Below are 11,716 nucleotides of genomic sequence, written 5' to 3'. Positions count from 1 at the left end.
CGACGCTTAAGGTTTTCAGGATCAGACGATCCCCAACTCCTCCGGGTGTACGTCCTGCGGTTCGATACCGAGCCTTTTGGCCAGCTTCTGAAGCGGCTTGAACCGTCCCACTTCCTCAGGTGCGTGGGCGTCGCTACCGAACGTGATCGGTGCTCCCACCCTAATAGCGACTTGATACAACGTGAAGTCCCTTGGGAGATGCCGCGCGTTGAGCTCCAGTCCGACGTTGTGATCGGCGGCTACTCGAGCGATTTCTTCCGCCTCCTGTGCGGTTATGTAACATCGGAGTTGCTCTAGGATCCATACCGGATGCGCGATTATTTGCACCTCTCCGCTCTCTATGCACTTGATCGTCGCGTGTACGATCGCGCGGCGCAGTTCTTCCGCACTTCCCGGGTTCATCAATATCAGATGAGGATTGTGGATAGCGGCCAACACGATGTCGGACTCGCTGAGCATCGCCGGTGTCGCATCTATCTCTCCCGACATCGACACGATGTTCGCCTCCACACCCACGTACACCCGAACCGAGCAGAGTTTTTCTACCTCCCTGGCTTCCGCCACGAGACGTCTGAAGGACCGATCCGTGAGACCGTCGGGTGATGCGGGGCCGTGATCGGTTAATGCGACAGTCTCAAGTCCCCGCTCTTCCGCCGCTAATGCGTTCTCCATCGGAGTCCCATGACCATCTGAGTACACCGTGTGGGTATGCAGGTCTACCCGAAGACGCAACAGGAGCCTTCCCGGCCGTTTTACGGTCTGGCACTTTACTTCAGAGCCTTGAGTCTTACCTCGGGCTCCAAGGTCTTCGGCTCCGCAGCTACGATTGCGGCACCCTTCGCTACTACCGTCAGGGGATCGTCTACGAGCTCGGCCGGTACGTCGGTTTCCTCCTCGATCCTAGCTCGGAGGCCTCGCATTAGCGAAGTGCCCCCGACGAGCATGGTGTTCTCATACACACCCGGAACAAGCTCCGGTGGTAACCTGTCGAGGATCCTCTCGATAGCCCTGATGATCTCCTGTACTACGGGCTCCGCGGCTTTAGCCACCAGCTCGGAGTCGATCGTGATTTCCTTAGGCTTGTTCGTTTCGATATCCTTACCAACTACTTCAATCTCCTTGTCCTCGATGTCTTCGGTTTCAGTGAAGACTTTACCTACCTCCACCTTCGCCCGTTCGGCTTCGTGGATACCGATCCGTACTCCGAACTCCTCTTCTACAAGATCGACGACGTTCTGGTCGATGTTATCCCCACCGACCCTCATAGTCTCCTGATCGGTGATCCCACCCAGTGATATGACGGCGATATCGGTGGAACCAGCTCCGATGTCGATCACCATAGTCCCGTCCGGCTCCGCGATCGGCAGTCCGGCTCCGATGGCTGCCGCTAGGGCTTCATTGATCACGATCACGTTGTCCTCGTCTATCCCGACATCCGAGGTCGCTTCTTTAATGGCTCCTCTCTCCACCTCTGATGCATCACCCGGTACTCCTACAGCGACGCGCTCGATTTGCTCCGGACTGTTATCCGATCCAACCTCGATCGCGTACTGAACTACGAACTTAGCGTACTCCAAGGACTCGATCACACCGTGACGCATCGGACGCACGGCGATAATGTCCTCAGGAGTCCGTCCGAGCATTCGACGAGCTTCTTCACCTATAGCCAAAACCTGATTCGTACCTTTCTTTACGGCCACTACGGACGGAAATTGCTTCACTAAAAACTCCTCTTCGGCCGGTTTTGCAACCACTGTGTTCATAGTACCTAAATCTATACCTAGTGCTTCAAGCCCCTCGTCTATCTCTATTTCGGGTTCTTCACTAAGTGCTTCTTGAATAGATGTTGGTTGTTCGGAAGTTTTCTTTTCATCATTCCTCTCCTTCTCTTCTTCAATCTTTTCCTCTTTCTTTGCCTTCTCTTCCTTCTTTCTCTTCCACAATGGCAAGCGCTTATAACCCCCTTTATGTCTCCTTATCTTCTCCAATCCTTCTCCAATATACATTCGGTCCTTTATCGATGATCTTCTCAAACTCTTCAGGATTTTCAACGTTTAAGACCAAAATACTGAATATTTCCTCTTCTATACCGAGAAGCGCGTTAATTATATCTTTTAAGAATCTAGGCATCACATCAAATACCACGGTAGAAGTTTCAATGAAAGCTATACCTCTAGCACGCTTGGTCACTTTAACCTTCATTTTAGCCCTAGCATTACTCAGAATTTTTTTCAAGACAATGTCCGGTCCTGCTATTAGAAAGTTCCCATCTTTAGCCTTGAATACTACGGACATGAGGTTCGTGTCGCTCACTATTCGCTTTATTAATGAAGTGATCTCAGGCGTAGATTTTATTAGTACGATTCCGTACCTCCAGACCACTATTCCGTACCTAGTTTTCACTACACTGTTGTCGATAATTTCAAAATTAGATAGACGCATTACCTCATACACGATGTCGTCAATGCTTTCTGGATCCCCTAGTATTGCACAGTATGAATCCATTTCTTCACTAATGTTCTCGTGGGAAACTGCGGCCGCTCTAAGTATTTTAACTTTTAGTTCAGGTCTTTCCGTGGTCTTCAATTGCCTAATCCCCGTACTTTTGCTCCGGAAGCACTATAAAGAATCTACCTGATTTATATACAGTTACAACATCGTCAATGTTTTCAATGTTAATTGTGTAAACGCCATCACGTTCGACAACGATCGTTGCTGGGTTATCTTCATCATCTTCGGATATCCGCTTAAACAGTCTACACCCACATTTTAAGCAACCCCGGCGTATGAGCTCTTTCGTAACCTTACCGTACACTTCACCGCATCTTATACATACATGGGGCATAGCAAATCTCCCGTCATCCGAGTTTTAGCGTGATGAAATCCTTCCCCTTTTTCATATCCTTCAGAACGTCCGCGGGTGAGATCACGGTCATGCCCTCCTCGGACTGTCGCCCTAGCAGTCTGTCGAAAAGTCCTTTATCCGTCTTCGCCTTCGGTGGCACCACGTAGATGTCCACACCTGTGAACTCTTCTAGATCCACATTCTCCATAGTCTCACGAATAATCTGTGTTAGCGTCTCCGGGTCCAACTGTCCCTCAAGTACGATCACGGACCCACCCCTGGTTTTTTCAATGACGTAGTCTACGACTTCTTCCGTCGACATCCTCTCCAAAGCCGATTTGGCTAGTACCTCCACTTTAACCTCGCCGTCCGTCAACTCGTAAACTCCCTAACCATGGCTTCGTACAGCTCAGTCATGTTCTCCCCGGTCTTCGCGGAGACGGCGACTACGGAGTATTCCGAGAACGCTTTCCTGACGGCTTCAGGGTCGGCTTCCTTAAGATCTATCTTGTTCGCAACGACCAAGAATGGTACGCCGTTGGCCTCCAGGTTGCCTATCAGGGTTACGTTGACTTGACTCAGAGGATCCTTGGTGGAGTCGACAACGACCAGCGCCCCGTCGATGTCCTTTAGGAGCTTGATTGCTTCCACCACCCCTCGAGTTGCCTCTTTGGCCCTCTGTTTCGCCTCTTGCACGTCGAACCCATACTCCAAGAACTTACGGTAATCCACCTTCGTGGCGATGCCGGGTGTGTCCACGATGTTGAATTTAACCGTTGTTGATCCTACCTCTATCACCACCTCTCGACGCACAGATTTCCGAGTCTCGTGAGGGATCTCCGACACTTGGCCGAATTCCTCCGCCTCCCAATCCTGGGCGATGCGATTCGCCAGCGTCGTTTTACCCACGTTGGGGGCTCCGTATATCCCGATGTCCAGCTCCTTGGGTTCGGACCTCAGAGCGGCCGCCAAGCGTCTTAAGACTTCGCGAACTCCCACATCACCACCCCTGGGGGGATACCATGAGCGTATGGGCGTTCGTCAGAAAGGCGCTCCGCGAACCGCTCCGAGTAGGTGCGCCGGCTCCTACCCGCCGGGAAACCGCTGAATTCATGGTCCGAGCTGCGGGTGTTGAGGAAGGAGATTTCGTAGTGGACGCGGGTACTGGGAACGGAGTCGTCGCCATCGCGGCAGCAGAGGTGGGGTGTGAAGTGCTGGCCGTCGACGTCGATCCCGAGATGATCGACATGGCCCGGAGGAACGCGAAGGAGTACGGAGTGGAGGACTCCATCGAGTTCGTAGTCGCGGACGCACGCGAGTTACCAGAGCTCGTAGATAACGTCGACGCCGTACTGTCAACGGTCCCAGTCAAAACCGTGCCCGAGCCCCTCGATTTCCTCCGATCCTGCGCGACGATTCTTAAGACTTCAGGCAGGTTCGTGCAGCTGACGCACTGGCCTGGATACTTCACTAAATTACTCCATCACGAGGTCCCACTCCGCGTGCTGGAAAAGCACCTGAAGTGGGTGCACATCGTCCCAGGGTTCGTATTCGTCTGCGAGCGGGTGTGAGCGATTTGATGGCGCCCGGGTGGTGGAAGTTCGTAACACCACCGGCGGCCCTCGGTGCAGCACTGTTCCCATGGTCTCGTACCTTATCCCTCCTCTGCCTCGGAACCGCGGCGTTCCTAGCGTTCTTCTTCCGTAACCCACCGCGTGAACCTCCTTCTGACCCCTCCCTCGCGGTATCACCCGCGGACGGTAGACTGCTGGGTTACGTGATGGAAGCCGGAGAGGCATCCGACGACGAGTTGAGCTCGTACTTAGACGATCCGATAACGGTGTCCGTGTTCATGTCGCCGCTCGACGTGCACGTGAACCGCGCTCCGCTCGACGGAAGGGTCGCGGAGGTCGAGATTTTAAAAGGACGGTTCCGTCCGGCTTTCCGGAAAGACTCGGCCACCGAGAACAACCGTGCGGTGCTGCTGTTCGAGGGCGACCCCCCGTTCGTCGTCCGTCTAGTATCGGGGGCGGTCGCCCGCAGGATCGACCTGTACGTGCAGGAGGGAGACGATGTGAACAGGGGGGAACCGATCGGCATGATCCGATTCGGGTCAAGGGTCGACCTGGCCGTTCCCCGAAATAATGTGGAGGACTTACTCGTACGTAAGGGGGACAGTGTAAAGGCCGGCGAGACTCCCGTGATCAAAGTGAAGAGGTGAAGTAACGTGGAGCGTTGGAAGATCTCGGAGCTTATCACACCCGCGTGCGTGATATCGCTGACCAACGTGGTCTTCGGAACGCTTTCGCTCTTGGCATCGATCTCGGGGTTCCCGGGCGCGGCCGCCAGGTTCATCATCCTCTCTTTCATCGCGGACTCGTTGGACGGGTTCGTAGCCAGGAGGATTGGAGAGGAGTCCGAGTTCGGGATGAACTTGGACTCGTTGGCAGACTTGGTCTCGTTCGCGGTAGCACCGGCCGTGCTGGTCGTCACCGCCGGCCTCGTGCCGTCTCCGGTGTGTTACTTGCTCGCTGTCCTGATGGTTTGCTGCGGTGCCCTCCGACTCGCCAGGTTCAACGCGATGTGCGTCGACGGGTACGACCCTAATGAGTACTACCTCGGCCTTCCAGTCCCGTGGGTTGGAACGATTACGAGCTGCCTCTATTTCCTAACCGTCGACCTGGGTCCGTCATACCTGTGGTACATCCTCAACACCATTATACTGGGTACTTCGACTCCACTGATGATTTCGTCGGTCAAGTTCCAGAGCCTCAAGCGTCCCCATCCGGCGATCTTGGCCGTGGGGGGTCTCTCGTTCCTCGTGCTCTTGTTCTCGCCCTTGATTCCACCGGATGAAATAAAACGGGGGCTGGAAGTTGTCACCTCGGTCACGGTGACGGTGCTACTTTCGTGGTACATAATGAGGGGGTGAGAGAGTGCTTCCGCGGCCGCCGGTGAAGCCTACGAACTTCTTAGAGATTCCGGAAGAGAGACGCCACGCCGTGATCGGAGCCATCGTCATAGGATTGGTTTTCCTGGCCGCCGGTGGTGGAGCGTACTACTTTTTCGTATATAAACCATATGTAGAGCAGTTGGAAAAACTTCGTGCTCAAAAGTTGAAAGAGTTGAACACATATTTCACAGGACCACTTGCATCTTCACCAACACGGACTAAATTGCAGCAGCAGATACTTTCAGCAGAGACTCCAGAGCAGTTACAAGCAATTGATGTAGTGGGTGCTGCAACGGTAGAGTGGAGGAGATATTTAGCTAATCAGATTAAGGCTAATCAAAAGAATGGAAGGGTGGAATTAGTTACGCCTCAGGGTCCTCAATTGCTTACCGTTAAGGATGCATTGAACAAAATAAAGACGATGGGTGTCGACCAACTGATGAAAGTTCAAGTGAAACGGCCCGAAACAGTGTTAATAGCGATTTGGGCAGATCCAAATAAGACAGGCCCTATAAGGGTGGGTGATAGGGTAACTCTTTCTATCACGAACTGGGCCATTAAGAAGATCGCTAAAGTTAAAAGTAAGGAGGCGTATAAGGGACCAAACCAAATAAGTGGAGCTGTGGTAAGGTACATCATGCTAATTAAAGGTGGGTTACCGGATAATTTCAAAATCGATCTAGTATCGGCGTCCGCGTTGGAGACGTTGTACCGCACTGGCAGTTCGGATTTAGCCCTCAGAAAAGTGATATTCCCAGCGGGTCTTGTTACCGGAAGAGCGTACGCCGTAGCCGGTAGGACAAACGTTTCCTACAAGCTTAAAAATTATCCTGGGCTCGAAACAACCGTCACGTCACCACACCTGTCCCCTGTAGCTCTCGTGGACCTTCGCGACCTAGTAAAGGCCATGGCCGTGGAAAAGGCACGCCGAGGAGGAGGTTTCATCCGTCAGTTAATGAGCATCGAGAGGAGGGAGGGTATCCGGAGCTGGGAGAACTTACTTGTAATCGTTGAAATACCGAAAGATGCGGCTCAACCTAAGGTGTTAATAGCATCGAGTGTCAAAGGAGGGGTTTGGATACTGCCGGAGACATAAGCACACTGTGGGGGAGCGACCTTGAAAACACCCTCGATGATGATAATAATATCGTTAATGTTACTATTGTGCTCGTACATCACATATGCTGAGTCAGTAAGTAATTCCCTCACAGTAGCTCAGGTTGGTGGAACTCCGGAGCAACCTGCTGGCCAACCTGCTGGTCGGCAAGGACAATCGCAATCCCCGGTAGTGATCTCGAAGCTCATAATCGAAGTACAAGCGGTGGGTAAAGACGCCAAAAAACCTAGGGAATCGGACATAGGTATCCAAGGCGCCGAGGTCAAAGATGTCAAGATCTCCGGATCGAGGGCGTATACCAAGATCGTGGCGAAAAACGTTCCCCTAGAGGGAGGTTTCCCACTCATGGTGAACGCTGGTTGGCCGTTCAACATGAGTGAGTGCTCCTACGAACGGATCTCGGTCTCCATGGAGTTAAAGGCCAACGCTAACAGCGCCCCCGAGATGGAGTTCAGCGGGGTAGTCGTCCTTTCGGACGGCAGGCTGGTCGAAGTCGACCCGAGGCCCGCTAAAGTGAACGACAACGTTCCGGTCTGGAGAATCGGTGTCAAAGACGGCAAAGTGACGATCAACGGCAGGACGTACGGCCCATTCCCGGAGATCAGATACGTCATGGAGTACGGTAAGGGGGCCGGCACTGGAGCCGGAACCTCGGTAGGTTCAGGCAGTTCTGCCGCTGGTGAAACTGGCGCCGGTGGTCCCGGAGGTGCTGGTGCGAGGGAGTCCGTCACGGCGGGCCAATACAAAACCGGTGAATCCTTATTCCTGATCTCGGCGGTGGTGCTGGCGGCTGTGGTCGGGTTATACCTGGTCTACAGGGGTCTCAGCAAGTGAGGTTTCGGTACTTGATTTCGGGAATTCTCCTGCTCGCTCCATCCACGACGTACTTGGGATACCTCGCGGCTAAGGAAGTCGCTTACCTCATGTACCATGAATCCGTGTCGATACCCGAATGTGAGTTGGTCATTCCGAAGTTGGGTCTCCGTGAGCGAATCAACACCACTTCACCCGATTACGGTGTATACTACGAGATCACGACGCCCCCGCCCGGTAAAAAGGGGATCACGGTGTTCTACGGTCATCGCACCCTCTTTGGGTCTCCTTTCTTGCATCTCGACGAGTTAAGGAGAGGTGACAAGGTTGTAGTGTATTGGTTCGGATCCAAGTACGTGTACGAGGTGTACGATAAAGTGGTAGTGCCTCCGGATTATGTCATCGACCCGGATGTGTCGAGTAAGGACGAGCTGTGGTTGGTCACTTGCACACCTCTTTCCACGGCGCGCGAGCGACTCATCGTGAAATGCGTACGTGTAGGCTAAGAAGTGGCGTCCCTCAGAATCTTTTCGACCAGCGCCTTAAGGACCTTGTTTCGATGTGCTTCCACGAACGATATCGAGCCGGCTGTCTCGTGACCTCCACCCTCCACCGCGGCTTCCGGCATCTCTTCCTCCAGTTCCGATACGATATCGTTGAGGTTTATCCCTAAGTTCTCCGTGGCCCTGATCACCGCGAAGTCCGGTCCGTATGCGATTGTCACTACCTTCGCATCGTCGCCTTCCTCCTCGACCTTCAGGTCGTGGACGAGCCCGCACGTCTTGCCCGGGCCGGGGTACTCGAACTTGCGGGCGTACTTATCCACGTCCAAGGTGACCACCTTCACGCCGTCCGCCTCATACTCCTTGATCCCATTTAGCGCGGCTTCCAACTGCCGCTCGCAGGCGATTTTATGCTGCCTGTAGAGGTTCTCCACCAGCCGTCGATGCCGATGCTCGTCCCCTGTAGTGCCGAGAACATCGTTCATCAGGTGCCTCCCCGGGGTGTGACGTAGTTGGAACGCCTGGAAGTCGACGCTATCCGCGATCTTCCTCAGCCACTCCCTGTCGAAGCCGGCCTCTTCGGCGATCTCGAGGTACTGCTCAGCCTCGGGAGACTCGGCGTGATCTCCAAGACACGCTACCGCCGGGAGATGCTTGATCCTGTCCTCCACCTCCGGATTGATGAGCCGGGCGATCTCTACGGCTAGAGCACCTGCCGGGATGTTCTTGCCATCACCACCAGCCGCGTAGGGGTTCACGTGTACTTTCACGTGTTCGTCGATCGGGAACTCCTCCAGTCCGTCCTCCGGGTTCTCTCCTACGGCTTCGCCCGGGTAATGGTGGTCGATGACTAGGACGTCGACGCCGTAGGCCTTCATTTCCTCGATGGCGGGCACGTCCTCCTCTGTGCATCCGATGTCCAAGAGTACCAGGAGGGGTACCTGATGGCTGTACCTGTGGACGTCCTCCAATGCGTGGTTCAGGTCCCGTGAGGCATCCTCAAGGGTGTATATAGGTGCCTTGTTCGGGAACCGCTTGTAGAAGTGGTACTCCGCCTCCGGGTCCGGGTTGTTTTCTCTTAGGATCGGTAGTATAGCTTCCTCCAGCGCTACTCCTCCCGAAATACCGTCGGCGTCCGCGTGGTGCCGGATCAGGATGGGCCGACCTTCGAGTACGGCCCGCTTAATCTCCTTCGCCACTTCGCGCATCCGCGGCCACAGACGCTCGATGATCTCGCTGTCCACCATAGGTTTCAGATCCTCGGGCGGCTCGGCCTCCCGATCGAGCGCCTCGTCGATGGCTCGTTTGATCTCGATTCTCTCCGTCCCTACGAGTTTCTCCATGTCGAGGATCTCGACTTGGAGCTGGCCGTCGTGCGTGGTGACCTCGCCGATCACCCGGACGTAATCACCCGCCTCGATGTCCGGATAGGCCCTGATCCCCGGTCCCTCAAAGGCGGCCATCCAGATGCTACCGCTTTCGTCCCGTAACGTGAATACGGTCGGTCCGGGTGTCTGCTGTACGTGGATGATCTTACCTTTGATCAGTACGGTCTCACCGATCTTCGATTCGTCGATGTCGCGTACGAGTACGCGCTTCAGCTTTTTCTCCACGACCTCCTCTCGGTATCTGTCGGGCCGTGGGTCGATACCTTCGATCGTGAAGTCGATCTCACCGTCCTCCGGTCGCACGTCCGTGACCTTCACTACCACCTCGTCACCGATCGAGAAGTCCTGAGGCTCCTTGTCGCCCATGTCACGACGGTGTAGTAGTCCAAGGGTTCTGTCGTTTAATTCGATGAAAACTCCGTACTTCTCGACACGACTTACTTTACCTTTGTACAGCTCGCCCTCTTCGACGTCCTCGTACCCACACGCCGGCGAGAGGACCTTCACCTTCGGCATCTTCTCCCTGCGGATCTGCTTGACTTTCTTCCAGCACTCCTCGCATAGGTCCTCTTCGACGTCTGGATCCAATTCCTTCCCACACTCTCGACACTTCACGATGTAACCGGTACCACCGCACCTGTCGCATTCCTCGTAGACGGTTATCGTACCCTTACCCTGACACTTCGGGCATGGGACGTCACGTGAGCTTGTGAGATCATACCCTTCGACGGCGTGCTGAGCAGCCCCTTTGAAGTGTTCGCTGATGTCCACGTCGCCCACGAATCCGCTACCGCCACATCTGGGACATTCGGTCTCTCCGACTGGGATCTTTCCCTTCCCATCACATTTAGGACACTTCTCGCGCGGCAAGCGCGTTCCCCTCGTGTGAACCTATCGGGAAAACGCGGAAACGACTTTCTCCACAGCTTCCACAACGTCCTGACGGTCCTTCTCCGACAGACCTGGGTGTACCGGGATGGATAGTACGGTCTCGGCCGCACGCTCCGATTTCGGAAGCTCCGTGGCGTAGTAACCGCGCCTAAGGTACGCGGGTTGTCGGTGCAGCGGAGTCGGGTAATGTACGGCACAATCAACTCCCTCGGCGCGAAGCGCCTCCGCGAACTCGTCTCGCGTACAGGATAACTCCTTCACGTTAACCCTGATCGTGAACTGATGGTAAACGTGTTTCGCCCAGGACTTCTCGGTCGGTAGCTCGATAAGGGGTTCTAAATCGGCCAGCTCCTTGAGGTAGTAGCGAGCGTTCTCCCTCCTCTGCTCGTTGAACTCCTCCAGCCTCCGGAGCTGAACGGTCCCGATAGCCGCGGCGATGTCCGTCATCCGGAAATTGTACCCTATCTCCACGTGGTCGTAGCGTTCGCGCTCACCGTGTGAGCGGAGCATCCTGGCCCGCTCGGCCAGTTCCTCGTCGTCCGTGGTGATTGCCCCTCCCTCTCCCGTTGTCATGTTCTTGGTCGGATAGAAACTGAAGCAGGCGGCGTCTCCCAAGGATCCTGCCCTCTTACCTTTGTACTCGGCTCCGTGGGCCTGTGCCGCGTCTTCGATTACGATGAGATCGTGTTCCTCCGCGATCTCCAAGATCGGATCCATGTCGGCTGGGTGACCGTAGAGATGCACTGGGACCACTACTACGGTGCGGGGGCGTAGCACGCGGTCTTTCAGGAGCTTCACGACCTCCTCAAGGGAGTATGGATCCATACAGTACGTTTCCAGATCGATGTCTACGAACGCGACGTGGGCGCCCACGTGCAAGGCGGCGTTCGCAGTAGCGATAAACGTAAAAGACGGAACGATCGCGAGGTCGCCCGGACCGAGCCCGGCGGACTCCAGGGCGAGCTGCAGTGCGGTCGTGCCCGAACTCGTCGCGATGCAGTGTTCACATCCGACGAACTTGGCGAACTCACGCTCGAACTCCTCAACGCGTGGTCCTTGAGCGAGCTGGCCCGACCGAAGGACTTCCGTGACGGCACGAGCCTCCTCATCACCCAGGATAGGTTGAGCTATCGGTATAGGATCCTCCCTAACCGGTCTGCCTCCATCGATGGCGAGCTTGGACAACTGGTCTCCCCCAGGGGGTAA

The 11,716-nt window shown here is 55.0% G+C and carries 14 protein-coding genes; 6 read left to right on the top strand and 8 right to left on the bottom strand.

Going from position 1 to position 11,716, the window contains the following annotated elements; all coding sequences use genetic code 11:
* Nucleotides 1-21: 21 nt before the first annotated feature.
* The 6 genes from BW921_RS02625 to BW921_RS02600 are packed head-to-tail and all read right to left on the bottom strand — an operon-like array spanning nt 22 to nt 3,844.
* Nucleotides 22-732, bottom strand: coding sequence for a PHP domain-containing protein (locus BW921_RS02625; protein WP_148688455.1), 711 nt, complete (start codon nt 730-732; stop codon nt 22-24).
* A 35-nt stretch (nt 733-767) separates the two neighbouring features.
* Nucleotides 768-1,949: a rod shape-determining protein gene (locus BW921_RS02620; RefSeq protein ID WP_148688454.1), complete on the bottom strand. Its 1,182-nt coding sequence runs from the start codon at nt 1,947-1,949 to the stop codon at nt 768-770.
* Nucleotides 1,950-1,965: 16 nt separating this feature from the next.
* Nucleotides 1,966-2,586, bottom strand: a complete 621-nt coding sequence (locus BW921_RS02615) for a hypothetical protein (protein ID WP_148688453.1) — start codon at nt 2,584-2,586, stop codon at nt 1,966-1,968.
* Between the two features lie 4 nt (nt 2,587-2,590).
* Nucleotides 2,591-2,845: a Zn-ribbon containing protein gene (locus BW921_RS08045; protein WP_148688452.1), complete on the bottom strand. Its 255-nt coding sequence runs from the start codon at nt 2,843-2,845 to the stop codon at nt 2,591-2,593.
* A gap of 13 nt (nt 2,846-2,858) precedes the next feature.
* Complete coding sequence (locus tag BW921_RS02605) at nt 2,859-3,221, bottom strand: DUF2073 domain-containing protein (protein ID WP_088335260.1); 363 nt, start codon at nt 3,219-3,221, stop codon at nt 2,859-2,861.
* Nucleotides 3,218-3,844, bottom strand: coding sequence for an Era-like GTP-binding protein (locus tag BW921_RS02600; protein WP_148688451.1), 627 nt, complete (start codon nt 3,842-3,844; stop codon nt 3,218-3,220). Before BW921_RS02600 ends, BW921_RS02605 begins: the two co-directional genes overlap by 4 nt.
* A gap of 23 nt (nt 3,845-3,867) precedes the next feature.
* On the opposite strand from BW921_RS02600, the gene BW921_RS02595 reads away from it, so the two are divergent.
* Genes BW921_RS02595 through BW921_RS02570 form a run of 6 tightly spaced genes read left to right on the top strand, consistent with a single transcriptional unit; the run spans nt 3,868 to nt 8,234 of the window.
* Nucleotides 3,868-4,416 carry a TRM11 family methyltransferase gene (locus BW921_RS02595; RefSeq protein ID WP_148688450.1) on the top strand — a complete coding sequence of 183 codons (549 nt, stop codon included), beginning with the start codon at nt 3,868-3,870 and terminating at the stop codon, nt 4,414-4,416.
* Nucleotides 4,417-4,424: 8 nt separating this feature from the next.
* The gene (locus BW921_RS02590) at nt 4,425-5,066 is read left to right on the top strand and encodes a phosphatidylserine decarboxylase (protein ID WP_236953785.1); all 642 of its coding nucleotides are present in this window, start codon (nt 4,425-4,427) and stop codon (nt 5,064-5,066) included.
* Between the two features lie 6 nt (nt 5,067-5,072).
* Nucleotides 5,073-5,777: a CDP-diacylglycerol--serine O-phosphatidyltransferase gene (gene pssA / locus BW921_RS02585; RefSeq protein ID WP_148688448.1), complete on the top strand. Its 705-nt coding sequence runs from the start codon at nt 5,073-5,075 to the stop codon at nt 5,775-5,777.
* 4 nt (nt 5,778-5,781) lie between these two features.
* On the top strand, nt 5,782-6,894 hold the full coding sequence (locus BW921_RS02580) for a DUF515 domain-containing protein (RefSeq protein WP_148688447.1): 1,113 nt from the start codon (nt 5,782-5,784) through the stop codon (nt 6,892-6,894).
* Between the two features lie 21 nt (nt 6,895-6,915).
* Nucleotides 6,916-7,749, top strand: coding sequence for a hypothetical protein (locus tag BW921_RS02575; protein WP_168168676.1), 834 nt, complete (start codon nt 6,916-6,918; stop codon nt 7,747-7,749).
* A complete protein-coding gene (locus BW921_RS02570) occupies nt 7,746-8,234 on the top strand; it encodes a class E sortase (RefSeq protein ID WP_148688445.1) in 489 nt (162 codons plus the stop codon). Before BW921_RS02575 ends, BW921_RS02570 begins: the two co-directional genes overlap by 4 nt.
* Here the strand turns inward: BW921_RS02570 and BW921_RS02565 are convergent.
* Both BW921_RS02565 and BW921_RS02560 read right to left on the bottom strand, forming a co-directional pair.
* A complete protein-coding gene (locus BW921_RS02565; RefSeq protein ID WP_148688444.1) occupies nt 8,231-10,489 on the bottom strand; it encodes a DHH family phosphoesterase in 2,259 nt (752 codons plus the stop codon). The genes BW921_RS02570 and BW921_RS02565 overlap by 4 nt on opposite strands.
* 21 nt (nt 10,490-10,510) lie before the next feature.
* Nucleotides 10,511-11,695: a DegT/DnrJ/EryC1/StrS aminotransferase family protein gene (locus BW921_RS02560; protein WP_148688443.1), complete on the bottom strand. Its 1,185-nt coding sequence runs from the start codon at nt 11,693-11,695 to the stop codon at nt 10,511-10,513.
* Nucleotides 11,696-11,716 lie beyond the last annotated feature (21 nt).

The sequence above is a fragment of the Methanopyrus sp. SNP6 genome, assembly GCF_002201895.1.
In the GTDB taxonomy this organism is placed as follows: domain Archaea; phylum JAADCQ01; class Methanopyri; order Methanopyrales; family Methanopyraceae; genus Methanopyrus.
Note: the sequence above shows the minus strand (reverse complement) of the source record. Positions and strands in the feature narration are given on the sequence as shown.

Coding starts and splice junctions, on each gene's coding strand:
- BW921_RS08045 (WP_148688452.1), bottom strand. CDS start 2,845: ATGCCCCATGTATGTATAAGATGCGGTGAAGTGTACGGTAAGGTTACG.
- BW921_RS02595 (WP_148688450.1), top strand. CDS start 3,868: ATGAGCGTATGGGCGTTCGTCAGAAAGGCGCTCCGCGAACCGCTCCGA.
- BW921_RS02590 (WP_236953785.1), top strand. CDS start 4,425: ATGGCGCCCGGGTGGTGGAAGTTCGTAACACCACCGGCGGCCCTCGGT.